This is a genomic window from Priestia sp. P1_B12_1 (genome assembly GCF_056406695.1).
In genome coordinates this window covers 1-24751 of the sequence record NZ_JBFTZR010000004.1, presented here as the reverse complement: position 1 = coordinate 24751, position 24751 = coordinate 1, and the positions used below count along the sequence as shown (strand labels likewise).

The following is a 24751-nucleotide window of genomic DNA, read 5'->3' as shown; positions in this document are numbered from 1 at the left end:
AGACTGGGTCTCTGACTCCCTAGAAATTTTTCTTCGTTGAAAGAAATAAAACAAGTTGATAACACTGACTTATGAAACTTACTTTTCTTTCTCCGAGCTCCTCACTTAAACTTTACAGCCGAAAAGTTGTATGAACTCTATCACTTTGTAAATTATATACGTTTAAAACAATCAGTAAAGGTCTAAACAGTTTAAAAATAAAAAGCCGCTAATTAGGGATTTCTCCTCTAATTAGCGGCTTTTTATTTCATCCTAAGGAGTAGAGAGCTATTTTATGATGCTCTCACCGTGCCTTTCGTAGTTTGCTCAAGAGATAAATCTTTATTCATTTACGTAAAAAGAAAAAAATTCATAAGAGGTAGTAAAAACATATAAATATAGTAAGAGATAAATTGACTAAAAAGGTGATTATTATTTTCCAAAAAATACTGATTGTTTTTGTAGGAAGCTTATTATTAAGTATAGGAATTAATGGATTTTTAGTTCCTCATTATTTATTAGATGGAGGAACAATTGGAATTGCTCTTATCCTTCATTATTATTTTGAATTCCCTACAGGTGTAACAATAATTATTTTAGGTCTCCCACTATGTTGGCTTGCTTGGATTTATGAGCGTCATTATTTTTATAATAGTTTTTATGGGCTAATTATTTCTTCTTTATTGATTGATTGGCTAGAACCTATTAAAAACCAGTTCCAATTTTCTGTCTTTCCTAGTGTAATCTTTGGAGGAATATTTATTGGGACGGGGGTTGGTCTTATGCTTCGGTATGAGACAAGCACTGGGGGAACAGATTTACTAGCTCAACTACTATCAAAAGCTTTTTCTTTGAACATAGGGATGGTTATTTTAGGTATAGACGGTTTGATTATAGCAGCAGCCCTTCCTTTATTAGGACCTAAAACGTTTCTTTTTTCATGTTCAACAATTTTTATAGGAGGAATGACTACTTCGTTAATTACTAAAAAGAAATAATTTGAATTATAAAATTAGTACATTCTATTCCCGTTTTTAAGATGTCTTTATTTTCAAAAATAAAAAAAGACCATCTCTTCCCACTCCAAAGAGATAGTCTTTCTTTATAAGCTGATGCTCTATTGCATGTTGAGTAGCTTGCCCTAATTCTTGAACATTAGTCTTACTATTTCTACCTATAGTTTTTCAAACTTTCTTCTAGAAGCTATGTAAGATGCAGCTAAGTAAATAACAATTAGAATAGGAAAGGAATAAATGAGGAACACAGCCTTCGCTATGTGAACTTATATTATTTTATAACCTCCATTCAAAAAGTCTTGAGTCCCAAATCTTATACAAATAAAAAAGAGAGGGTCTATTTGAATTAGACTCTCTCTTTTTTATTTATATATCTACCAATATTGATTTTAACCTTTTGCTAATTCTAACGCTTTATCTGCCTTTTTTAAATCGTGATTTACTTGCTCTTCAACATCATAAGCATGATACATTTCATTATCAATCATATATTGAGCGATCTTTTCATGAAGCTCAATAGCTTCGTCTAATTGTTTTTTTAATACTTTGCGTACTTCTGGTGTTGCTGTTTCCGTAAGAGCTACAGCATATGTTCGCACACCGTTTTTCGCTGATAATAACAAATCAGTTGCAATAGCAAGATCATCTAATGTTTTATTAAGCGTACTTTTAGCAGCCATTCCTAAATCCCTCCTGTTTATTGAGCTTTCTTTAAGATTTTTTTCAATTCATTAATTGCTTCAGTAGACGTTTGGACATCTTCTTCCAAAATCTTTTTTAATTTTTCGTCCTCTACCAATTCCAGCATTGCTGTGCCTTTTGTTACACACGACGTTTTAAGCGTTAAGATTTCATGAACTTCTAGCGTCTCGTGCATAGCTAATTTTTTTGTCATGTCTCAATTCCTCCTTATGATCGTATATATTTAAAGAGTTTAATCGTGTAATTTACCGCCTGCGCAGGCTGTTTTTCTAGCTTTTTAACTGTTCGAATTTTTATTGCTGGCTTTTCCGCCTTTTTCACCTATTTCTCTGAAAAACTCTTTGTTTTGATTCTTAGATGTGGCTTTTCCACCCTTTTCTCCAATCTCTTGGAAAAACTCTTTATCATGATTTTTAGACGTAGTTTCTCCACCTTTTCGTCCAGCTTCTTCTCTGCTCATTTTTTCATTTTCTTTATTTTTTGCCATGTTGAATTCCTCCTTAAATTTTTTTGGCTTGTCAACTATATTCCCAGCTCATTTCCATTTAAACAGAAATTATCTAATTTTTTAAATGTTTCAGAAAAATACTCTAGGGTATTACAAGTAGCATAAATGAATTCATTTATATAAACCATTTTCTATACTAGAAGGAGGAACTACTCATGACAAAAAATGTGATAGGCACATATGATAATGAAGAAGCGATCGTAACGGCTATTCAACATCTAAAAACACAAGGATTTCAAGAGAGTGACCTCTCTCTGGTCACCAGCAAAGATATCGATGAAGAGAACTATTTAGAAGTAGAAAACAAAGAAGGAATTGACATAAAGAAGATTGAAACCACGGATCAAATTCATCAAGATGAGTCGATTATGGATAAAATTAAGCATATGTTTTCGTCCGATCACCCTAAAGACACTCTTAGGGATAAAGCAAGAGTAGAAAAGCGTTTAATTAACTTAGGCGTTCCTCTTACAGAAGCAGAACCTTATGCAGATGATTTGCAAAAAGGAAAAGTATTGTTGTTAGTAAGCGCCAATAGAGAGACAAAAACAAACCCGTTCTTAGAAAATAGAGAAGATTCTCCTTTTGCGAAAGATGACTCTGTTTATGATAAATCATTATACGGCGAACATCGTGATCATAAATAGAATGTTCGCAAAAGGGAAGAAGTAAATAGGAAAACTTAAGTTTGTGAGCACACTAAGAACCCAGGAATCGTAATTCCTTATATTCCTTTAAGTATATGTTTTAAAAAAAGCTACTCAAACGAGTAGCTTTTTTTAAATAAAACGAACATCCACCAGTCCACTTAACATCAGCCTATGTTTTAATTTAACTATTCTAGCATATTGACGAATCTCGTCTCAGCTATACATCGGCCTTGTTTATCTATAATGTTTTAATTGGGATGAAATTACCTTGTTTTATTTGATCGTTCCTTAAAAGAAATCTCTTCAGCATGAAGCCAGCTGTTAAAACCTACATACGTAAATAAGTGGAAGTTTTTCATATAAATAAACCGGGAAACGGAACGTTAGATAACAGTAAAGGAGAACATGTTATGCATGAAATGACAGAAAAACTACATGACTTTTTACTAGAACATATTGATGAAATGTCTCAAGAATGGCTAGACTCGCGGGAAGTAGAAAAGGATTCGATCTACACCGCTGATGCTTCCTCCGAAACAACCGAATATCTTCGAGTACAAAATCGATACTTTACTTGTAAAATTGTAAAAGTTCTTATAGGAGAGTCATTGGATACTCTTAGTGATTGGGCACAGGAAGTTGCCACAAAAAGGGCTCAGAGAGGCGATTCTCTGTATCATAGTATTCATCATTTTAAAAAGTTTCGTTTAATCTTTTTTAAACGGATTGAATCATTTTTTCGCCTTCATTCATCTAGCATTACATGCGAAGAGCTTTTTTCATGGAATAAAATAGTAAATGAAGCATTTGATCGGATGATAGAACTTTTCACCCTTTATTATGGACAAGTTTCAGAAGCACAATCTCAAGCTCAAAAAATGCTGATTTCTGAGCTTAGCACGCCTGTCATTAGTATTTCCGATACAGTGGGTGTGCTGCCTCTCATTGGTCAGGTTGATGATTATAAGAATAGTGATTTTGCGAAGAAAGTTATGCTGCAAGCAAAAGAGCTCAATCTGTCTTGCTTAATTATTGACTTATCGGGTGCACCTTCGATTGATACTATGATGACTAATGAATTATTTCAAGTTATAAAGATGTTGGACCTACTCGGAATTGATACAACCATCACAGGTATCCGTCCGGAAATAGCCTTAACTGCTGTTCAATTAGGAATAGATATGAGCAAATTGAAAACTTATGGAAAGTTAAAAGATGCAGTAAATAAGCTTTTGCGTGAGTGATATTGAGTTAACGTACTAAGCATTTTTTTATGTAGGTTATATCATAAATAGACGTACCCTTCCTATTATGAGGAAACTTCAGGTACAAAGAGAACCAATCATTTATTTGTTCTTCCCCCTGCTAACATACTAATATGATGAAAAAGAACTTTATATTAAAACCATTATTTTCATTCCTGTATAGAGACTACATTATGTTAAATGGGTACAAAAGTAAAAGAATTTCCGCTTTTCAAATAAGAATCATCGTTAACGACAGCTTATAAGAAGGACATAAACAGGCTGAGACACCACTAGCATACTTTTGTCTCAGCCTGTTTTCATAATAAAAAACATCAGCAGGTCCCTTATTCATTTCCCCAATTCTTACTTTCCATAATTAAATGATTTGATGTGTCGTCTAGTACACGCCACACCAAGGTCTTGCCTTCTATATCTTTTAACTCAATAATGCCCTCTAGCTTATTGGTAGTCACACGGACACTTTTCTCGTCGATTCTTTGCGCACTTTTTAATCTCGTCCCAAATGTTGCAGGACTTTCTTCCGTTAGCTTTACAATTACATTTATCATACGTTCGTCAGAAACATAGTTTTCGCTGTTCTCATAGTCCTTATCAGCAGGCTTAATAGCGTGTTCTAACCCAGTTTCATATTGGCGCCAATCAACAATTAAAAAAAGCGCAAATACGAAAGACACTGTGAGTAACAAACCGTAGGCAACATATCGTTTCATTTATTTTTGCTCCTTTCGCAGGAATAGGTTGTATCAGAAAATAGTATCGTATCACTTTAAAAAATATTCCTTTTTTAGCATAAAAGAAGGTATATTTTTAAAGTTTTCTACTTACGGAGAGTACAATAGGACTTATCACGAGCTTAATGTAAGTCCATTGCGAACAATTCGTTCAGTAGGAAAAACAAGAGAAAAATCCTGTTAGAAAACTAAAGAATTCCCCCTTCTCTATCACAAGCTTCTTATTGTATTGTAAAAGCCCGTAAACATATGTTTACGGGCTCTTGTTTCGCATTCATAAGATATAAATATAATTAGTTCAGTATGCATATTTTATTTAACCTACGTTATTTTTCAATATGTTCTCCGGATATCCGAATAAAGCTTTCATTTCTATCTAATGGAACAGGAGGTCGTTCTCCTAAAGGAACCTTCCAGTGCCACCACTTGAAGATTCTAGCGATGACGAGACATAGAATAGATATGCCTGCAAAAATCCCAACAAACGTCCAGTGCTGTCCGCTTAGCAGCATAACTGGCCCTGCTGACCATGCAAACAATTCTAACGGCGTATTAAGCGGCCCAACTACCGCTGTATCTGTAAGTGTTTTTGATTTGTTATTAGGGTCAATAATTCTTAGTAATGTAAGCCCAATTGCAAATACACCTGTTGAATAGCCATACACAAATATGGAACGTTCAAACCAGCTTTCATAGTTCATAGCAGGCCCTATTATAACTAGCATCACCACCACTACTACTATACCTGAAAGCATTAACAAACCAAGTGGAAGTGCATATTCAACCACAATCGGTAATTTAATTGATGCCACACCGAAAAATACAAGAAAATCGGTTGCTGCACTGCCTAAACGATCGACTATCTTACTATCAACGTATTTATAAACGCCTTTTTCTCCTTTTCCTAGCAATATGTACATAAGCAGTGCTATCAAAAATGCTATTGTAAAGGTTGGGAATTCTAGTCCCCAAGTAGTAGCAATATAGTTATTTAATAGATAACCCAAACCTGATGGCACAACTAATAATGCTAAATGAAAGGCTAATGGATCCATGGCAATTGGCGAAATCGTGTCATTCCCCATGGCCGTTCTATTTTTAGGTTGAACTAATCCAGTTTTTAGATCCTCCGAAATTTCTGAGAAGTCTTTTACATAATGAGTATAGCCTTTTCGAGTTGCCCATTTTATAAAAATAAGTCCACCAAAAATCCCTGCTAAAATACCGCCAGTAGCAGCGGTCATTCCTAAGTCCGTTGCATTTTCCCAGCCTAGATTTTCAAAGGTTGTACCTACCGCTGCCGCTGTTCCATGTCCTCCATAAAATCCGGCTGCTAAAAGTAAGCCAAATCCATTATTAATCTCCGGGGCAAACTTTGAAATCACTAAAATCGAAAAAACAATCGGAATAGACATTTGAAGGCCTATACAAAGAATTTTATAAGTGGCATATGCGCCCATTCGATTAATATCCTTTTTCATATTGCCGGGTGAAAAAGAAAACCCGTTTATTCCAACTGCCGCAAATACAAAAATGGTAATGATTCCTGCATAGGAGCTGATATCTTCGGAAAAAGGTAAAACATTTAGAAAGCTAGGTCCTAGTGCCAACCCTAAAAACCCTGCCAGTAAGCTCGCTGGAATAAAGCTTCTTTGAATAAATTTAAATTTTGCCCGAAGCAGCATGCCTATTAGAATCAAGACGCTGGCACAAGCAAAATCTACTAGTATCGTATATACAGTCATTCATATCCTCCTTTCGTCACGTTAAATGCTTAGCAAATGAGTTGATCTTGTTGATGTAGCCGGTGGTGCTGGGTCTAGTTTTTCTTCTTTTATATGTAATACGTCTTCTGGTTTGATCCAAGGTCTATTTTGGATAGCGCTTGTTTCTTCATGTGTAAGGTATCCTTTATAAGCGGTTAAGCTTCGTCTTAAAAATCCGTCTTTAATACAGGCTGATTTCACACCTAAATTTAGGATGGATTGGATATGTGGCAATACAGATGCCGCATAAGCTACAGAAGTAGAATTAGCAATAGCCCCAGGAATATTGCTTACACAATAATGAACGACGCCATTTTCGATATATGTAGGATTTTCATGAGTTGTTTCACGGAAGGATTCAATTGCGCCATCAGTATCATTGCTAATATCTACAATAACTGATCCTTTTTCCATTAAATTGAGCATATCACGCTCTATCAAATAATCTTTGCGCTCTTTTGGCCATTTAACACAGTTAATCACCATATCAGTTTCAGGAAGCAGTTTTTTAATATTTTGCTTAGTTGATAGCTGCGTATTCACTTTTTCATTATACGTTTTGCCAATATCTCTTAATGTTCCGTAGTTTACATCCATAACCGTACACCACGCGCCTAATGAATGTAAAACCTGCAGAGCTGACCTTCCTACTAGTCCTCCTCCAAGAATCAGTACCTTCATACCAGGAGCTCCAGCTAAGCCACTAACAAATTTCCCTTTTCCTCCGTTAATCGTCAGCATGGCTTGCAGCCCCATTAGTGCGCCTTGTTTTCCTGCTGCTTCACAGTTTACTGAACCAAATCGATGTGAATCTTCAGCAGTGAACGCTATACATTTGCTATCGAGTATAGCCTGTACCTGCTCTTTATGTGCAGCTGGATGTATACACGTATAGATAATTTGGTTTTCCTTAAGCAGCTTATATTCACTTTCTTCAATCTCTTTAACTTTTGCGATAAAGTCACATCTTTCATACATCTCTTCTGTTGTTTCTACTATTTCCGCCCCTTCTTCTTCATACTGTTCATTCGTAAACCCCGCTAATGCGCCCGCATCTTTTTGAACAAGGACCGTATGGCCGTCATCTTTAATAGCAGCAACCTCTAAAGGCGTCATAATGACTCGATATTCTCCCACTTTCTTATCTCTTAATACGCCAAATACCATGTTGATCCCCCTAAATTAGTTTTTGTAAATGCCTCTCCTTCATGCGTGATCTTAAGATTAAATAAATTATTATAAATTTTCAGACTAGAATAAATATACCTTATCTTGCTACACACAAACTATAGAGAGATTGTTCTAGTAGAACCTTATTCTGCATTTACTTACCAAATTATAAATTAAAATGAATAAAAATTCAAAAGAATATAATATTACTATCTATTTTTTGTGTAGTAACAAGCTTTTAGCTTATTAATCTTGCATAGAAAAAAGGTTCCACTCATCAACGTTCAATGAGTGAAACCTTTTTTTGATTATCTCAGGCTAGCTGTGTCTCTGCTTTTTTGTAGGCAAGCTTATTCAAACAGTTACTTTATTACTGAAATACTGCCGTTGTGAGTAGCTAGTTTAATGATATTCTTTCCTTTGCCAATAACAGCGTCCCTATCATATTTGTTCAAGATATCTACTTTTCCGTTGTCGACAGAAACGTTAAATTGAACGTTACTTGGTTCTTTTTCTGTGGTGATCTTAATTTTTCCATTGTGCGTTTTAAAGTCTATATTTCGATCAAGTTCTGCTGTTTCAAGAGCAATACTTCCGTTATGTGTTTCACCTTTTAAATTGCCTTCCACGTTACTCAGCGTTATTTTCCCGTTATTTGCTTTCGTTTGAATCGTTTTTGCTGCAGCATTTTTTACGCTTGTAAGTCCATTGTGTACGTTCGTATTTAGGTTTTGTGAATCAATGTCTTCTAATTCCACACGTCCATTGTTCGCACGAACAGAAACATCTGCTGCGCGTAATTTTTTAACAGACACATATCCATTGCTACTGGAAATCCCCAATGAATTATACTGTTTTTCAGGTAGATAAACGTTGATAGATAGCGCCTTTAACACACTAACAATATCAAAATTGATCCAGCTGCGCTGCTGTTCATTATAAGAGATGAAAAGTGTTGAATTCTTAACATCAGTAGTGAAGTCTCTTTTTATATTAGAAGATGTTTCGCCTTTTAACGTTACTTTGATATCACTGCCTTTGATAGGGTACACATGAACACGAGTATTATCCGTATCGATATTTACCTTTGATACTTGATTGCTGTTAATAACTTTTTCTTTTGAAATAGGTTTAAGATCAATAGCACGATAAGTAAGGAGACTTCCTATAATCCCAACAAGGATGAGAATACCTGCAAGAACGGAGAGCTTCTTTTTATTCAACACGTTTTAAACCGCCTTTCACGAGTGATACATTGTATTTTAGATAACGTACAAAGCCTTTTATAACTAGCTTCGTTACAACTAACATACCTAGCATAATAAAATATCCAAGGCCGCAAAATGCTAAAGACATGAATAAATTAAAGAGAAAAAAGCCGCTCGAATGTACAATAGCCTCACCAAGAACTAGAATGGGAGATAACAAGAAACATATACCTATTGCCCAAGCTGACAGAATGAAGCCAGCTAATGCAACGGCAGGCCCAAGCACAATCACTACATTAAAAAAAGCTAAACCAATTACGGCCCAAGTAGCTCTCAAAATATTTTGAGTTGTTGCCTTAGCTGTTGCTTGCTCAACATGATAATCTGCCAGCAATTCTTTGGCTATTTGATTTGGAGAACCTAAGGACGTTACAATTTCTTCTTCTGTTTTTCCTTCTTCTAAGCCAATGGAAAAATGTTCTTCATAATCTTGTAAAATATCTGCTCGTTCTTTTGAGGATAATGGTTTTAATGATTCGTTTAATTGCTGTAAAAATTTACTCTTCGACATTGTTCACACCTTCTTTGATTAATTGATTAACACCTCTTGAAAACTCGTTCCATTCATCGATAAGTTCGTATAAATACTCCCTGCCTTTATCGGTAAGCTGATAATATTTCCTTGAAGGACCTTCTGTAGATTCTTTTAAATACGTTGTAAAATATTCTTCTTTTGTTAACCGGCGCAGAAGAGGATATACGGATCCTTCTGATATTTCAATTTGATCGGAGATTTTTTGAACTAATTCATATCCATAGCGGTCTTTCTTATCCAGTAACACAAGGACACAAAGTTCTAAAACTCCTTTTTTAAATTGCACGTTCAATGTTCTTCACCCTTTTCTTTTTAAAGTCCACTACTATTTATTGTATAGTAGTGACTTACAATGATTTCCTAATAATTACAATATATCATCAGCTATTGTTTATTGCAAGGTACTGTTTAATATTTTTTAAATTTTAACCATTTTATATCAGCTTTAAAATAACTTACGAGGAAATGATAAATGACTTGTTAAATCCAAATAGATAATAACTAGGTAAATTGAACGCAGATTTCATGTATGTAGTTACTTCTAGCGGTTGATTGGAGGGCTCTGCGGGAAAAGCGGAAAGGATGAGCCCCCACAGGAGCGCGAGCGACGAGGAAGCTCATAGGCCGCCCGCGAAAAGCGAAGTCTGACACAGAAATTAACAGCGGTGTCATAGATCATCCCATTTATTCGTCTTTAGATTGGATTGATATATTGATGTCTCAATCTCTTTTTTGTTAGAAATAATACAAATTTAATTTAGAATGTGTGAAAATTCCCCCTGCAGTTCTTTTAAAAACACAGCCGCCGCGGCTGAAAGAACATGATGCTTTTTCCACACAATATTTAAACCTGATTCAAGCCTTGGCTGTAAGGGTCTGAAACAAAGAGAGCTAGTCGCAGACGTGTTGACGATTTTATCAAGTGTTATGGCATATCCAACGCCTTCTTCAACCATAATGCCCGCATTATAGGCAAGATTGTATGTAGTGACGATGTTTAATTTATGAAAATCTTCGCCAAACCAATCCGCAAATTCATTTTTTGAAAAAGTCTGTTTCACGGCCTGTCGTGAACAAATCAGTGGAACGTTTACTAAATCCGCAGCTTGAATGCTTTCTTTGACGGCAAGAGAGCTGTCTTTTTTCATAACGACGCCCCAAACATCTTTGGCAGGCATATTAAGATAATTGTATTTTGAAATATCGGCTGGCTGAATTAAAATACCGAAATCAAGCAGACCCTTGGCTAGCCGTTCCGTTATATCTTCTTCGTTTCCGCTGTAGAGATGATATCGTATATTGGGATAACGTACCTGTACATCTTTTGCTACTCGTGCAATGTGTTTCATCGCTTCAGTTTCCCCGCCGCCTATATAGACATCACCACCTATTGTTTCTTCCATCGAACTAAATTCTGCCTCTAATTTATCCATCATATTAACGATTTCCTCTGCCCTGTTTCGCAGAAGCATTCCTTCATCTGTCAGAATGACACTGTGACTGCTGCGAATAAATAGTTTTTTACCTAACTCTTGTTCAAGATCTTTTAATTGTCTCGACAAAGTTGGCTGTGTCACATGCAAAAAATCAGCAGCTCTCGTGATGTTTCCTTCTCTTGCAACCGTAAGAAAATAGCGTAAAACTCGAAATTCCATATACTCCTTCTCCTTTCACAATTTTTAGTGTATACGTCTCAGAAATGCTTATCAAGCATACCAGGATATAAGATATAATTATTTTCTATATTTAAAAGGAGCCATTAAAATAAATAGCAACAAAGTTCATATCACGAAAACAACACTTTTAAATATTCAAAATTGAAAGGAGCTTAAAATGAAAAAATTCTTATGTCTGTCTTCTATCTTAGTAACAAGCTTTGGCCTCGCTGCTTGCAGCAACAATAATTCATCTGCAGCGGACAGAGATCGTAATGCAAGTAATCTTTTAAACCAAGCATCAGAACAGCCAAAAGAAGATTCTATTTCAGCTACAAGAATCAAATTAACGTTTAACGATAAAGAAGTCTTGATTAGGATGTACGATAACTCAGCAAGTATGGCTTTTCTAGCTCAATTGCCTTTAAAAGTCACTTTTGAAGATTATATAGGTAAAGAGAAAATTAGTATTTTACAAAAAAGATTATCAGCAGATGATGGACAAGCTGGAGATCCATCAAAAAAAGGCGACTTTGCTTATTACGCTCCTTGGGGAAATATAGCGATTTTTTATAAAGGTTTTGAGGATGCCACAAATGACCTTATCATACTAGGTCAAATTGAGTCTGGAAAAGAAAACGTTGAAAATATTCATGGTGATTTTACAGTTACCATTGAAAAAGTGACTAAGTAAAAACATGACGGTTGCTCGTTAAACAGCCCGCTTTGAAGCAGCTAGAACAGAACGCTTTTTAGAAAGAAGGAATTTGATTTTATGTCTAAACAACATAAGCTACTTATATTTGTCTTAACCTTAGGAGCTTTCGGGATTATAAATACCGAAATGGGAGTTATAGGGATACTGCCCTACATTACGGATCACTTTCATATCAGTGTATCAAAGGCCGGGTGGCTGGTGAGTCTCTTTGCTCTTACTGTATCAATATCCGGTCCAACTATGCCGTTATTATTTTCAGGAGTCAATCGTAAGAAAGCGATGTTGCTTGTACTTGGTATTTTCGTTTTAGGTAACATTATCTCTATCTTTACGTCTAACTTTGCTGTTGCCATAATTGCGCGTGTGATTCCAGCTATCTTTCATCCAATTTATTTTTCAGCAGCTTTTACAATGGCTGCGAACTCCGTCAGCGAGGAAGACGCTCCAAAAGCTGTTTCCAAAGTCTTTATTGGCGTATCTGCAGGTATGGTACTTGGTGTACCAATCGCAAGCTTTCTTGCAAGCACAGTTTCGTTTCAACTATCAATGGCATTTTTCGCTGTTATTAACGCTATAGTATTTATTGCTACATGGGTATTCTTCCCTTCTATGCCTGTTAAAGAAAGACTTTCCTACGGAGCGCAGCTCAGCGTATTAAAAAACCCCGTTACTTGGCTTTCCATTATGGCCGTCCTTTTACTGAATTCAGCAGTATTTGGAGTATACAGCTATCTTGCTGAGTATCTTAAAACCGTTACGAACATCTCTGGAAAACTAATTAGCTTTATATTAATTCTATTCGGTGTGGCCAATATTATTGGAAACATTATCGCAGGGAAGCTGCTTACGAAAAATGCCATCAAAACGGTAGTAGTTTTTCCTTTTGCATTGGGAGTGGTTTACATCATTTTATTCTTCACCGGACAGTTCACTTGGCCTATGGCTATTATGACTTTAGTTTGGGGAATATTCGCTGGGATAGGAACGAATATTAATCAATATTGGATTTCATCAGCAGCTCCAGAAGCTCCTGATTTCGCAAACGGACTATTTTTATCATCCGTTAACTTAGGAACAACGATTGGTACAGCTGTAGGTGGACTATTTATATCAGGGCTGGGTACAGAATACGTCGTACTAGTGGGGATCTTGTCATTAGTATTGAGCGTAGTATTTATTTTACCAAGAAGCTACATGAATCGTCCTATAAAACAGCTTTCTAAATAAGGCATCAATTCAATTCTTTTTAGGGATTCCTGTGTTTTCTTTTATTGCATCTATGAAGAGCAGAAATCTATTCTAATCAATGCTTACACCATTAATAGATAAAAATGGAGATTTGAGATGGAAAAATAAACTAAAGTTACGCTTGTTTCCTTACCATCATATACCTGTTACAAAAGACGTTTTTTTATGACTTGCTAAGGGAATAAAAAAAAGGAAATTCAAGAAAAAGAGGGAGTTACAATGTCAGAAATGGGAAGAAAAGAAGACTACGGGGAGATTGAAATAGGTAAATACGAATTGTTCTTTAAAAAGAGTTATAAAGTTATAAATACGATTAATGATTTCTTGATAGGCATCTGGTTCCTAATTGGCAGTATTTTATTCTTCTATGATTCCTTAAAAAATATAGGGATTTGGTTATTTATTCTTGGGAGCGTGCAATTGCTCATTCGTCCAACGATTAAATTAGTGCATGATTTCCACCTACGAAAATATTTAAAGGAAGGTTATCGTAATAAATAATCTTCCTTTAAATATTTTTCTTTTGAATTCTATATATATCAAAAGGGGGTGTAAGCGTTAGCGTACACCCCCTTTTGGTTCGATTTTTAAATCAAATATATCACCCTAGGTCTAACCCTTTTTCATTCAATTTATGAGAAGTCACAGCAATTACAAACTTTCCATCATCCAAATCTTTTTTATGAGAGGTTAGCTCCTCTTTGGGAATACCTAAATTTGTTGCACGGTCTTCTTCATTTGAGTAATTTTGGACCACAAAAAATTTCTTTAATTTATCTAAAAAAGAATCCGGCTGGGCCCCTCCAGTCATATCTTCCTGAGTGACCTTATCTTGGTCAGCAGCAGATAGCTTATCCACGTTTACATTCGTTCGATAAGCTAGGTTGCCCGCTGCGGTCTCTTGATTAGTTAGAACTGTAATTTCATTATCCTCATACCCTATCATTCTTAATTTCTCAATTCTAGTTAATGTTTCTTCCGGCGACTCATATACACCTATAATACTTTTACTCATAAAACCTTCCTCCTTCATTAAGATCTTTTGTCCTTATTTTTTATGTACCCGCTATTCTACCTTTCTTAACAATGGAGCCGTAGTTAAAGGAGTGAATCAAATGATTTTCCCTTTTTAAGGAATTCGATTAAATAAATGCTAGCTTGCTTAAGGCAAAACGTTTATCTAAAAAAGATTACCTCCCCTAAGACTGGGTATATATTCATTAAAAGATAATAAAAGGGAGATGAAAAAAGATGAAACATGTAAAGGCTCTTATTATAAAGTTTGTAATGAGCGCTGTAGTCTTAGGCATAGTATTTACAGGCATTTATAATTACAATTTTAGTGACACTATACTAATCGGTTTAGTCCTCACAGTTGTCGCTTATGCCCTTGGTGATTTGTTAGTATATCGCAATGCTGCTGATGATTCAGACTATAAAAAAAGAAACATTGTCGCTACAATTTCTGATCTTATTTTATCTTTTTTAGTCATCTGGATAATGGGGGCATCCTTTTTTGGAAATACCATAACCGTTATTCAGGCTTCTGTAGTATCAGCTATTGTTATAGCCGTTAGTGAATGGTTCTTCCATAAGTATCTAGATAAACATGTTCTTAACACCGATAACGATAAACATACCGATGCGACGTATAATAAATAACTTATTAACAAGAAGAGCAAATATCAAAAATAGACAAATTAGTAAAAAGAAAGACTGGAATAAAAGTATTGTAGTCAAAGGAAGATCCGAACGATGAATTGAGATTCTTGATAGAGAATCAACTTCGTTCGGATTTTTTTATGGGTATGTTGAACGTAGATTTCATATATATATTTGTTTCTAGCTGTTGATTGAAGGGCAAGGCGAAGACTCCTGCGGGAAAAGCTGAACAGATGAGACCCCACAGGAGCGCAAGCAACGAGGAGGCTCACCGGCCGCCCGCGAAAAGCGAAGCCTTGCACGGAAATTAACAGCGCTGTAATAAGTAATTCATACTAAAGCATTCATCCGAGTTGTTCGTCTTTAGATTGAAGTGATTTAGTTATGTCTCAGCCTTCTTTTTTAATTCTGAGAGATGTATTTATGGTAGAGAATTCATATATTATATTAAGAAAAAGCCCACTCCCTTTCAGTTGAAAGAGATGGGCTCTTCTTAACGTTGGATGTATATGTTTACATCAACTCGAGAAAGGAATAACCTTGAAAAAATTCACTAAGAGATCAATTCGCTTCTGCCTTACTTATTGGTCGGATAGTCTTATATTCTGGTTTCCACATAGTTTTTTCTATTAACTTTTCTACATCCTGTTCTTGAAATTTAGATACACCATCTTTAATAGCAGCTTTTGCAACAGCTATAGCCACTGTTTTGGATACGTTTTGAAGATCTTTAATATGAGGAAGTAACGTATCACCTTTGGTTTGAGTTTCGGCCATATGGGCGACTGCATTTGCAGCTTCAGCGAACATCATCTCTGTAAATTTTTCAGCTTTTACAGCAATTGCGCCCAGACCAAGACCGGGAAATACAAATGCATTATTAGCTTGGCCAATTTCATATGTTGTTCCTCTATACTCCACTGAATCAAAGGGACTTCCTGTTGCAATTAATGCTTTGCCATTTGTCCAATGTATAATATCTTTCGGGATAGCTTCAGCTAACTTAGTAGGGTTAGATAAAGGCATAATCACAGGTCTTTCTACATGACGAGCCATTTCTCTAATCATTTCTTCCTTAAATGCCCCTGTTACTCCCGATGTTCCAATTAGAATAGTAGGCTTTACTTGTTTGATTACTTCTAACAAAGGTATTTTATTTTCATTATCTTTTTTCCAATTTTTTATTTCTTCTACTTTACGGGCATAAGGCTGCTGGAATGAAGCTAAATCATTTATCTCCTTTGTTAACAGCCCTCTATAATCATAGGCCCAAAACCTATCATATGCTTCCTCTTCTGAAAGACCTTCAAGAACCATCGCACTGTGGATTCGATCAGCGTTTCCAATACCGGCAGAACCTGGTCCAAAGACAACAATACGATGATCTTTTAGGGAGGTCTTTGTAATTTTTAAAGCTGTCAATACAGCCCCTAATGTAATCACACCCGTACCTTGAATATCATCATTAAATGTTAAAAGATGATCTCCATACTCTTCTATAATGCGTCTGGCATTTTTATTCCCTAAGTCCTCCCAATGTAACAATGCTTTTGGGAACTTATTTATTATTTTATTTACAAATTGATCAATAAATTGATTGTAAGCTTCGCCTGTTACACGCTCATGGCGATTACCTAAATAAAGCGGATCTTTAAGTAATTCTTTATTATTGGTTCCTACGTCTAACACAATGGGAAGAACACGGCTCGGGTCAATACCGGCAGCTGCTGTATATACCGCTAATTTACCCACTGCAATGTTAATTCCGCCTACTCCCCAGTCTCCTATTCCAAGAATGCTCTCAGAGTCTGTAACTACGATTAAATCAATATCTTCTGAGCTTAATTCTACATTTTCTATCGCTTTGTCCATTTTGTCCGCTTCGTCAATAGACAAATATAGACCATCAGGACGGTGATATTGATGGCTATATTCTTGAATAGCTTCTCCAACGGTTGGTGTGTAAATAATCGGTAGCATTTCACTTAAATGATCTTTTAATAATCGATAAAACAATACCACATTTCGATTATGCAAATCGTTTAATAAATTATTTTTTTGCAAATCATTTGATGCATTCTTAAACTGTTGATAAGCACGCTGTACTTGTTCTTCTAATGTCAGTACGGTGGGCGGTAATAATCCATCTAACTTGAGTTCTTCTCTTTCTCTTTTTGTAAATGCAGATCCTTTGTTTAGATAAGGTCTCGATAAAATATTTTTCCCTTTTAATGGTGTTTGAACGAAACTCTTTTGTGCTTCAGCAGAAGATCTCATATTTTATCCCCTTTCTGTTCTTAAAAGAATATAAAAAACCAATGTTTTTCTTATATCATAGATCTCATTATGGGTAACCAAGATGTTTTCTTGTTACATACAATACCTTTAAACGAAGATGCTCTTCCCTAAACATATAATTAAGGCAGCACTCTAGTTTGTATTCAGATAGGTCAAGTGGAAAGAAGCTTTGTATGTTATGCTTTTTGGACGTTAACATAGTTACCTAAAGAAAAATTAGTTTTACCATAGTGCTCTTCAGCAAACTAAAGCTTCAGCGGTTAAAAACCTTTCTCTCGTATCATAATAATTTCGAGGTGAAAGATATGTATAAACTGTTATCACATACGGATTTAGATGGAGTTGGATGCGGAGTTTTAGCAAAGTTAGCTTTTGGAGATAGAATAAAAATTCGTTATAACTCTATTGCATCGCTTAACCGTGAAGTAGAATGGTTTTTAGAAAATGAAGAAAGAAATACACATTTATTTATCACGGATTTATCAGTAAACGAAGAGAATGAAAAAAGACTTGAAGAGTTTTATCAAACAGGAGGAAAAGTCCAGCTGCTTGATCATCATAAAACAGCTCTTCATTTCAACGAATATGAATGGGGACACGTTGTCGTAGAAGACAACGAAGGGAGCTTAGCCTCGGGAACGTCCTTGTTTTATGAATACCTTATAGAAAATGAACTTATCCAGACTTCCAATGCGGTTGATGAATTTGTAGAACTAGTAAGGCAGTATGATACTTGGGAATGGGAAAAGAACAACAACCAAGAAGCACACAGGCTAAATGCTCTCTTCTTTTTAATATCTATTGACGAGTTTGAAGAAAAAATGGTTAACAGACTTCAAAACAGTGACCACTTCTTTTTTGACGAGTTTGAACAGAAGATATTAGATATGGAAGAAGATAAAGTAGAACGTTATATTCGTCGGAAAAGACGAGAATTGGTGCAAACCTCTATAGATGACTATTTGGCAGGGATCGTGTACGCTGAATCGTATCATTCAGAACTTGGAAACGAATTAGGAAAAGAATATCCTCACCTTGATTACATTGCCATGTTGAATATGGGAGGAAAACGAATTAGTCTTCGGACCATTCATGATCATGTGGATGTATCAGAAGTTGCCGGTCACTATGGAGGCGGAGGTCACGCAAAAGCTGCTGGATGTTCGTTAACTAATGAAGCTTATAACCAGTTTGTAACAGATACATTTCATCTGGATCCTGTACGAGAGGATGCAAGAAGAAACCGATATAATTTGAAAGAATCTTCATCTGGTTCTCTCTACGAAACTCAAAATGATGATATGTTCCTTGTTTCTCTTCAGAATGAAGATGAATGGATAATTGAAAATAGCAAAGGGCTATCGGTTCATACATTTAAAAGCTTTAAGGAAGCAGAAATCTTTTTAAAAAGGAATTATGCCGCCTGGTTAGTAAGAGATGATATCTTTGTAAAGTATTTAATAAGGTATATAAAAAAACTAAAGCACGGAGAATAAGCACCGAAACATATTTTGATTCATCTAATGAATGAAAGACCCAGAAAAGCTATTAAACGAAAATGAAGTAGCTTTCCTTTCCCCCAGCTCCGCTTGAACGTTCAGGAGCAGATTTGGATACTATTCCATGCGGAGCATGTTTTCAAGATCCAGAAGTCGCAGCGGCTATCTTCATGGAGATAGCCGCTGGTATAGTTGCTTATAGCTAATTAATTGGCTCGTCTATTCGGAAAGATATTGCAGCGATGTTTGGTCAAATTCACAGATTGCAAACAATGAGCTTTCTATAAATACCAAAAAATGTTCCTTAGAAAACAGGGACATTATGGTAACTAGTTTTATCTATGATATACATATTAGCTAATTGGTTTAATCCCATATTCTAGGTCGATCAACCTCCATGATTCTCAAATACTGTAAGAGTTGTCCAGCGTGTACGGATTCATGATAGCCTATCCGCATCAACATATCCCCTAAAGAACGAATATAACCAACATCTGAACGGTCTATTTGAATGTTAGTTAAATCTTCTTCAGAAAAAGCAGTAATCATGTCTAAAAATTGTTGGTGGTATGATGCTGCAAACTCCAATTCATCCTTTATAGATTGTAAGGGTCTTTTTTCAAAAGGAGAATCAAATTCCTTTAAGCTGCCTACATTTTTGATAGCTAGATGATAATAGTATTCTGACTCCAAGACATGACGAACCATTTCTATGCATGTCATAGCTTCTTTATCTGGCTTCCAATCGAGTTTATCATCAGGAATTGCTTGCCAAACCTTTATACTTCTTCTTCTAATCTCTTTTATATTTAATACTATTGCATCTGTTCCATTCATTTCCATCCCTCCTCTTATCATCATTTTACATGATTTCCCCAAAACAAAGAGGTGAATTTTTAATTAAACTTATTTCAAATATTCATGGTTCTTATGCTGAGTATAATATATTGGTCATTTTCACATCTCTTTTAAAACAGCATGCTGAGGCTATGTTACAATGTAATTATAAGGAAGAAGAGGTGAATATAGTTATGTTGACAGCGATAGTTGTAACTGTTTCTGTATTAGGTTTGGCTTGGAGCGTTGGACAAAGAAAGCAATATCAGTAACTTTATGGATGATCTGTATGTAGAATTGAGATGTTATAAATGAGTAAGAGAAATATTTTGGTCAAATTAACGTTCTTTTTAGGATCATTTTCTATAACGATTTTTGGATGTATTTTAAAACAGGGATTAACCGCATTACTTTTATCTGCTGCCTTTATTATCTTGGCAGGATTCTTAATGAAAACTGAAGTTACAAAAACAGGCTTTAAGAGAACTTAAAGCCTGTTTACTTACCTTTCTTCCTTAAAATCCTTTTTTATATTCCAAAACGTTTGTTTTAATTCGTTATAAAAAAGCATAATTGCAAACCCTAGTATCGAAACACAGAATGAAAATTTACCCCAGTCAAAAAATATTCCTATAAATACAATGATAATCCCTATGACAAACCCTGGAGTAGATGGCTCCTCTTCCTCTTCATCTATTGCAATTTTCTTTTGAAACTTCTGATCCCCTTTAATCAATTCATCCAACGTCACATCATATAACTCACGTAACTTAATAAGGTTTTCAATATCCGGATACCCTTTGTTGTTCTCCCACTTGTATACAGCTTGTCTAGATACATTCATTTCCCTGGCTAATTCTTCCCTCGACATCTTTTTCTCTTCTCTTAACTTCTGCAGCTGTTCCCCTAAATTCACCTTCATCACCTCTAAGGCTTAGCTTACAATCAATATGTAAAAAATTCCATAAACGCTTAGTAACAAGCTGTAAACCATTGGTTAACACAGCAGGTATTAGTACTAATCGCTATACATGTCCTCATTTAACAAATAAAAAAAGCTAGCATAAAGCTAACTTTTTTAAGTTAGAGAGAAAGGCAGGCTAATAATTAGCAACCGCCAAATCCTCCCCAACAAGCACAGCCAATAATGATTAATAAGATAAACAGCACGATAATTAAAGCAAAACCACTGCCACCGCCGTAACCGCAGCCGCCGCCATAACCATAGCCACAACCTCCGCCATAACCGCCAAAGAACATAAACTTCACCTCCTTCTCGTTCATACATTTAGCATATGATGAAAAACGAAATTTGCTCCACGAAGTGGATAGACTACGTTTTATATCACTATAAATAAAAAAATAATAACCTTTTAGTTTCTTTTACATACAATGAAGCATCCTCACATCCCATATATGAGTTTGACTCCCTCTGCAATAGATTGCTTGAATTCCGCCCGATCATTTCTATTGCATATAAAAGCACCCCCGCACAACCTAGAATAAAAAAGTCTTTCTCACATTAGAGAAAGACTTTTTTATTGTTATTAATAGCCAAATCCGCGGCCGTAACAGCTGCATCCAATAATGACAAGAAGAATAAACAAGACAACTAATAAAGCAAAACCAGAACCAGCTCCACCATAACTAGACATACAAACACCTCTTTTCGTGGTATTTAACTAAAGGAAAAAACTTTAAATATACATGGGTTAAGGTATTATATGTAGACATAGCTCATATCGATTGGATTTTGGTCAAAAATAGGCTACTTTGTTTAACAATAGCTAAATAACATCCTAAATTTCACATAGTAAAAACCCTTCATTGCTAAAATGAAGGGGCTTTTTTGGCTATCAGCACCAAGGACGAGGTCTAGGAGGACAGCTTGGAGCACAAAAATGTTGATGCGTTTCCTGACATACAACGGATTCTGTATGCGGGAATGAGTGCATATATTTATAATTTTTTTGATAAACATTTGTGGTATGACTAGGATGCACCACTGGTACAAACACATTTTGACCAGTAAAAGATGTGTTTTGTTTAACTGGGTCATACTGAGCAGGCATGGTTTGAGGAGACAATTGACCACAAGGTTTAGCTTGAGGATAACCGCAGCCACCTTGCTGAGGATACATAGCTCCTTGATAACCACCGTAATTAGAGTGCTGATAAGGATAGTTGTTTCTCATATTAAAAATCTTCTCCTTTCTGTTAGTAGACTCCTCTTACTGTATGTGAAACAACCATAGAATGTTTGGACAAATACCTAAAAAAGGCCCTAATGATTTAGGGTCTTTTTTATCAAGAGAAAAAGAAACGTGTATCCTTAGTAACATAGCTATGAGACTAAGAAATAGAAGTTTTTTTAATGTCCATTATTCCTCAAGGTTAACATCCATCGCTGCGTTATCAATATTATTTAAAATGGTTTTGTTTTTATCGTCTAATTCATTACGTAAAAGTGAATTACGGGTCGCTTCGTATAAATCGTAACTTCTTTCGTCAACTGGAGAATTATGATCTTCACATATCATCTTTTCTGATTCTTTGGATTGATCTTCCATATCAGGCACCTCCTCTGTGTAGTATGTGAGTTGATTAGAAAAAACATAAGAATTTGATCTTGCCACCGTTGGGTAAGGTTTAATCAACGGTTGGCTGTTTCTGTATATTGTGTTTACATATGGCCTAATATTAGGTGGACACAACCGTTTCTTGAGCATGCTTTTGAATGATTTCTGGAACTTCCAGCAATGAATTAACAGTTAGCAATTTACCTTTTGGCGCAACATCAATTTTAACTTCGTTGTAGCTCCACTCCAGTTCAGAAGGTACGTGAATCGCATGTATTCCAGCTTCTACTGCCGGTCTTATATCGGTTTTTAATGAATTCCCAATCATCCAAGTCTTTTTTGGATCGTACTTAATTTGGTTTAGGATTTCTTTTAATGCACATGTATCTTTTTGTTCAGAAATAAATACCCTTTTTTCAAAGTATTTAGCTAGCTCTAGCTGAACAATTTTTCTACCTTGATTTTCCTCGTCTCCACCTGTATGTAAGTAGAGATTATGTCCTTGTTCTTTTAGCTTATCTAATACTTCATACATATTTGGCAAAGGCTCTATCGGTACTTCAAATACACTTTGACCAATTTTTTTCACTCGTTCGACTCTATCTTCATGGATATCTTGATGATTTTGTTCACTAAAAAATAAATAAGTAGCTACTAATGATTCTGGAAAACGGGAAGAATGAAGGCCATACTTTTCAATACTTTTTAAATCTATCTCTAACTGCTTTTGTTTTATTTCTTCCTTAGTCAGATTCTCAAACCACTCCTGCAATTGAGCCACAAAAGCATTTATGGTGTCTCTAAAATATTTATTACAGTGAACAAGCGTATCGTCTAAATTAAAAAGTAAGGTTTGCTTCTGCATTTCGTTAAATCCTTTCTACAATGGATGTACAGACAATATAAAAAAAACACTAACCACTTTTATTACCTATCCAAACCTAACACGAAGGTGAATTTCCCAATACGTTAGGCACAAGCAATTGATTACTATACTGAAATGAGAATATTTAGTGGAAAGACCCTTCTAGCGTATAAAATAGAAGGATCTTTTTATAAGATAAAAAGCTGCAGGATATTCCTGCTAATACATATAACGTTCAAAATGTTTTCTATTCATGTTTGTTTTGAACGTAGAGGTACTCAGTCCTGAACGATTTATTAGCGGTTGGCTGCCTTCGCCTTCTTTAGGTATATTCATTTCAAGACCTTGTATAGTGAAAGGATCATACATATACGTTTTTCGTTCAGTTTCTGTGTGCGACATTAACTTCACCTCTATTAATAGTCCTCATTTTTTAAATCATGTTAACTTGTTTAAATCAGGTTCTCTAATAAAAACAGCTGCGTTTCATAGGTCTTTTCGCTAAAAAAGATACGCCGTTTTTGACTTTTTTTATTAAGTTGTAATTTCTTGTGGCTCTTCGCCTTCAAGGTCAGTAAAGAAATTTTCTAAGGTTTCCCTGGGGTCAATAGCACGCCCATCTTCTTCGACAATACGGTTAAGCGTAGGATCATTATTGCTATCTTTATTTTTATAGTTGTTATAATCAACTCTTTCTGCAATTCCTGAATTATCAACGCCTTTAAAGTCTTTCTTTGGCATAAAAACACCTCCTAGCCCTATTGTTTGAAAATTTGAAGATAAAATAAGTGGAAGGTTAAGTTATATTTTTATTTCCCGAGAATTAAATAGATACTTGTTGCTAAGAGACATGTACAACATGCTTAATTGTTTTACGAAATGGAGAAACTAAAACGTCAAAACTTAATTTACAGAGGAGGAATACAAGTGGAAGGAAATCGAAGCACAAGACAGTTTCAGGATGATTTAAAGCAGTATCAAATGCCAGATTCAGTAAAGCAACAAAAATCCAGCACTTATCGAGTCGGATTTGAATCAAACACCGGAATTGAAAAAGTACAGAATCAGCAAGAAGAAAGAGAAAATAAATAAACTTGATCACTTTATACTTTTACATGACGAGGAGGGCATCCCATGGATCAACAAAAAATGTTAGCAAATGAATTAAGTAACATGCTTACAGAAAATAAGCTGCCGATTACAATTGAAGAAGATATCCATGAAATTTGCAGAGGTTTACAATCAGGTGAAATCAGCGTGAATGATTTGAAGGAAAAAGATCCTTTTGTTGTAAATGCAATTCAAGAAGCAATGGATAGAATCAATAAACCTAACTCTTAAAACAGATATAAAAAGCAATCCTTTGAGGCAGCTTTTTGAATATTGATCGTTTTCATCAAGCAAAAGACTAACTCTTTATAGAGTTAGTCCTTTGTCCTTCAAATAATATACCCATGAACATGAAAAAAGAATGACAAACGAATTGTCATTCTCTCTCCTACACATGGCAAGCGTTTAGTTTTTAGTCACAAGGAAATGAAACATCTAATCCCACTTTTTACAGTGTCGGTTGTTTCTAAAAATTAGTATGTCATCCTAACAAGGAAATATACATCCATTATTTACCATGAATACATCTCTTCCACAATAGGAAACTTAAGAAAAACAAGGAGGTGACACAACATGGCAAACAACAACAGCAGCAACAACAACGAATTATTAGTATATGGTGCTGAACAAGCAATCGATCAAATGAAATATGAAATCGCTAGCGAATTTGGTGTAAACCTTGGTGCT

31 protein-coding genes and 1 pseudogene are annotated in these 24751 nt (G+C 35.3%); 11 read left to right on the top strand and 21 right to left on the bottom strand.

Going from position 1 to position 24751, the window contains the following annotated elements:
- Positions 1-392 precede the first annotated feature (392 nt).
- The gene (locus AC1D0Y_RS14745; RefSeq protein ID WP_081085325.1) at positions 393-977 is read left to right on the top strand and encodes a YitT family protein; all 585 of its coding nucleotides are present in this window, start codon (positions 393-395) and stop codon (positions 975-977) included.
- A gap of 407 nt (positions 978-1384) precedes the next feature.
- Here the strand turns inward: AC1D0Y_RS14745 and AC1D0Y_RS14740 are convergent, their stop codons facing one another.
- The 3 genes and pseudogenes from AC1D0Y_RS14740 to AC1D0Y_RS14730 all read right to left on the bottom strand — a co-directional run.
- Positions 1385-1675 (bottom strand): spore coat protein, encoded by a 291-nt coding sequence (locus AC1D0Y_RS14740; RefSeq protein ID WP_060747271.1) that lies wholly within the window; start codon positions 1673-1675, stop codon positions 1385-1387.
- 17 nt (positions 1676-1692) lie between these two features.
- Positions 1693-1890, bottom strand: coding sequence for a hypothetical protein (locus tag AC1D0Y_RS14735; RefSeq protein ID WP_045293443.1), 198 nt, complete (start codon positions 1888-1890; stop codon positions 1693-1695).
- Between the two features lie 96 nt (positions 1891-1986).
- Positions 1987-2184, bottom strand: a pseudogene (locus AC1D0Y_RS14730) (KGG domain-containing protein); the annotation flags it as partial.
- A gap of 176 nt (positions 2185-2360) precedes the next feature.
- On the opposite strand from AC1D0Y_RS14730, the gene AC1D0Y_RS14725 reads away from it, so the two are divergent.
- Together AC1D0Y_RS14725 and AC1D0Y_RS14720 are read left to right on the top strand one after the other, a co-directional pair.
- Positions 2361-2852 (top strand): general stress protein, encoded by a 492-nt coding sequence (locus AC1D0Y_RS14725; protein ID WP_235593630.1) that lies wholly within the window; start codon positions 2361-2363, stop codon positions 2850-2852.
- A 413-nt stretch (positions 2853-3265) separates the two neighbouring features.
- Positions 3266-4099, top strand: coding sequence for an STAS domain-containing protein (locus tag AC1D0Y_RS14720; protein WP_060747270.1), 834 nt, complete (start codon positions 3266-3268; stop codon positions 4097-4099).
- A gap of 347 nt (positions 4100-4446) precedes the next feature.
- On the opposite strand, the gene AC1D0Y_RS14715 is transcribed toward AC1D0Y_RS14720, so the two are convergent.
- The 7 genes from AC1D0Y_RS14715 to AC1D0Y_RS14685 all read right to left on the bottom strand — a co-directional run bounded on the left by AC1D0Y_RS14715 (position 4447) and on the right by AC1D0Y_RS14685 (position 11248).
- Positions 4447-4833: a hypothetical protein gene (locus AC1D0Y_RS14715; RefSeq protein WP_060747269.1), complete on the bottom strand. Its 387-nt coding sequence runs from the start codon at positions 4831-4833 to the stop codon at positions 4447-4449.
- A gap of 347 nt (positions 4834-5180) precedes the next feature.
- Entirely contained in the window at positions 5181-6599 is a 1419-nt protein-coding gene (locus AC1D0Y_RS14710) for a sodium/glutamate symporter (protein WP_060747268.1), read from the bottom strand.
- 21 nt (positions 6600-6620) lie between these two features.
- A complete protein-coding gene (locus AC1D0Y_RS14705; protein WP_060747267.1) occupies positions 6621-7787 on the bottom strand; it encodes an alanine dehydrogenase in 1167 nt (388 codons plus the stop codon).
- 365 nt (positions 7788-8152) lie between these two features.
- Positions 8153-9016 carry a DUF4097 family beta strand repeat-containing protein gene (locus AC1D0Y_RS14700; RefSeq protein ID WP_060747266.1) on the bottom strand — a complete coding sequence of 288 codons (864 nt, stop codon included), beginning with the start codon at positions 9014-9016 and terminating at the stop codon, positions 8153-8155.
- A complete protein-coding gene (locus tag AC1D0Y_RS14695) occupies positions 9006-9569 on the bottom strand; it encodes an HAAS signaling domain-containing protein (protein WP_060747314.1) in 564 nt (187 codons plus the stop codon). Before AC1D0Y_RS14695 ends, AC1D0Y_RS14700 begins: the two co-directional genes overlap by 11 nt.
- Positions 9556-9885, bottom strand: a complete 330-nt coding sequence (locus tag AC1D0Y_RS14690) for a PadR family transcriptional regulator (RefSeq protein ID WP_033580026.1) — start codon at positions 9883-9885, stop codon at positions 9556-9558. Before AC1D0Y_RS14690 ends, AC1D0Y_RS14695 begins: the two co-directional genes overlap by 14 nt.
- Before the next feature lie 460 nt (positions 9886-10345).
- Complete coding sequence (locus AC1D0Y_RS14685; protein ID WP_060747265.1) at positions 10346-11248, bottom strand: LysR family transcriptional regulator; 903 nt, start codon at positions 11246-11248, stop codon at positions 10346-10348.
- Positions 11249-11426: 178 nt separating this feature from the next.
- Between AC1D0Y_RS14685 and AC1D0Y_RS14680 the strand changes: the two genes are divergently transcribed.
- The 3 genes from AC1D0Y_RS14680 to AC1D0Y_RS14670 all read left to right on the top strand — a co-directional run bounded on the left by AC1D0Y_RS14680 (position 11427) and on the right by AC1D0Y_RS14670 (position 13715).
- A complete protein-coding gene (locus AC1D0Y_RS14680; protein WP_028409846.1) occupies positions 11427-11942 on the top strand; it encodes a cyclophilin-like fold protein in 516 nt (171 codons plus the stop codon).
- Between the two features lie 81 nt (positions 11943-12023).
- On the top strand, positions 12024-13193 hold the full coding sequence (locus AC1D0Y_RS14675) for an MFS transporter (protein ID WP_060747263.1): 1170 nt from the start codon (positions 12024-12026) through the stop codon (positions 13191-13193).
- 240 nt (positions 13194-13433) lie between these two features.
- Positions 13434-13715 (top strand): YrhK family protein, encoded by a 282-nt coding sequence (locus tag AC1D0Y_RS14670; RefSeq protein WP_013084430.1) that lies wholly within the window; start codon positions 13434-13436, stop codon positions 13713-13715.
- Positions 13716-13815: 100 nt separating this feature from the next.
- Here AC1D0Y_RS14670 and AC1D0Y_RS14665 read toward each other — a convergent pair whose 3' ends face one another.
- Positions 13816-14229 carry a general stress protein gene (locus tag AC1D0Y_RS14665; protein WP_060747262.1) on the bottom strand — a complete coding sequence of 138 codons (414 nt, stop codon included), beginning with the start codon at positions 14227-14229 and terminating at the stop codon, positions 13816-13818.
- Positions 14230-14465: 236 nt separating this feature from the next.
- On the opposite strand from AC1D0Y_RS14665, the gene AC1D0Y_RS14660 reads away from it, so the two are divergent.
- Positions 14466-14876, top strand: coding sequence for a YndM family protein (locus tag AC1D0Y_RS14660; RefSeq protein WP_013084432.1), 411 nt, complete (start codon positions 14466-14468; stop codon positions 14874-14876).
- A 561-nt stretch (positions 14877-15437) separates the two neighbouring features.
- Here the strand turns inward: AC1D0Y_RS14660 and AC1D0Y_RS14655 are convergent.
- Positions 15438-17153: an NAD-dependent malic enzyme gene (locus tag AC1D0Y_RS14655; RefSeq protein ID WP_060747261.1), complete on the bottom strand. Its 1716-nt coding sequence runs from the start codon at positions 17151-17153 to the stop codon at positions 15438-15440.
- A gap of 326 nt (positions 17154-17479) precedes the next feature.
- Between AC1D0Y_RS14655 and AC1D0Y_RS14650 the strand changes: the two genes are divergently transcribed.
- Positions 17480-18670 carry a DHH family phosphoesterase gene (locus tag AC1D0Y_RS14650; RefSeq protein ID WP_060747260.1) on the top strand — a complete coding sequence of 397 codons (1191 nt, stop codon included), beginning with the start codon at positions 17480-17482 and terminating at the stop codon, positions 18668-18670.
- Between the two features lie 369 nt (positions 18671-19039).
- Here the strand turns inward: AC1D0Y_RS14650 and AC1D0Y_RS14645 are convergent, their stop codons facing one another.
- The 9 genes from AC1D0Y_RS14645 to AC1D0Y_RS14605 form a co-directional block, all read right to left on the bottom strand.
- On the bottom strand, positions 19040-19510 hold the full coding sequence (locus tag AC1D0Y_RS14645; protein ID WP_337134595.1) for a DinB family protein: 471 nt from the start codon (positions 19508-19510) through the stop codon (positions 19040-19042).
- A gap of 502 nt (positions 19511-20012) precedes the next feature.
- Positions 20013-20426, bottom strand: a complete 414-nt coding sequence (locus AC1D0Y_RS14640; RefSeq protein WP_477707733.1) for a helix-turn-helix domain-containing protein — start codon at positions 20424-20426, stop codon at positions 20013-20015.
- A 191-nt stretch (positions 20427-20617) separates the two neighbouring features.
- Positions 20618-20770: a YjcZ family sporulation protein gene (locus tag AC1D0Y_RS14635; RefSeq protein ID WP_013058439.1), complete on the bottom strand. Its 153-nt coding sequence runs from the start codon at positions 20768-20770 to the stop codon at positions 20618-20620.
- Between the two features lie 287 nt (positions 20771-21057).
- Positions 21058-21165: a YjcZ family sporulation protein gene (locus tag AC1D0Y_RS14630; RefSeq protein ID WP_016766356.1), complete on the bottom strand. Its 108-nt coding sequence runs from the start codon at positions 21163-21165 to the stop codon at positions 21058-21060.
- A gap of 201 nt (positions 21166-21366) precedes the next feature.
- A complete protein-coding gene (locus tag AC1D0Y_RS14625; RefSeq protein ID WP_477707732.1) occupies positions 21367-21705 on the bottom strand; it encodes a CotD family spore coat protein in 339 nt (112 codons plus the stop codon).
- Positions 21706-21891: 186 nt separating this feature from the next.
- Positions 21892-22080, bottom strand: coding sequence for a hypothetical protein (locus AC1D0Y_RS14620; protein WP_116514477.1), 189 nt, complete (start codon positions 22078-22080; stop codon positions 21892-21894).
- Positions 22081-22210: 130 nt separating this feature from the next.
- Positions 22211-22954 (bottom strand): HAD family hydrolase, encoded by a 744-nt coding sequence (locus AC1D0Y_RS14615; RefSeq protein ID WP_477707731.1) that lies wholly within the window; start codon positions 22952-22954, stop codon positions 22211-22213.
- Positions 22955-23173: 219 nt separating this feature from the next.
- A complete protein-coding gene (locus tag AC1D0Y_RS14610) occupies positions 23174-23356 on the bottom strand; it encodes a hypothetical protein (RefSeq protein ID WP_028409838.1) in 183 nt (60 codons plus the stop codon).
- 132 nt (positions 23357-23488) lie between these two features.
- Complete coding sequence (locus AC1D0Y_RS14605) at positions 23489-23695, bottom strand: hypothetical protein (protein WP_060747254.1); 207 nt, start codon at positions 23693-23695, stop codon at positions 23489-23491.
- Between the two features lie 186 nt (positions 23696-23881).
- On the opposite strand from AC1D0Y_RS14605, the gene AC1D0Y_RS14600 reads away from it, so the two are divergent.
- The 3 genes from AC1D0Y_RS14600 to AC1D0Y_RS14590 all read left to right on the top strand — a co-directional run.
- Positions 23882-24046 carry a hypothetical protein gene (locus tag AC1D0Y_RS14600; RefSeq protein ID WP_477707730.1) on the top strand — a complete coding sequence of 55 codons (165 nt, stop codon included), beginning with the start codon at positions 23882-23884 and terminating at the stop codon, positions 24044-24046.
- A gap of 42 nt (positions 24047-24088) precedes the next feature.
- Positions 24089-24295 (top strand): hypothetical protein, encoded by a 207-nt coding sequence (locus tag AC1D0Y_RS14595; RefSeq protein WP_286127655.1) that lies wholly within the window; start codon positions 24089-24091, stop codon positions 24293-24295.
- Positions 24296-24637: 342 nt separating this feature from the next.
- On the top strand, positions 24638-24751 hold a 114-nt coding region (locus AC1D0Y_RS14590; protein WP_477707813.1), incomplete at its 3' end, for a small, acid-soluble spore protein, alpha/beta type.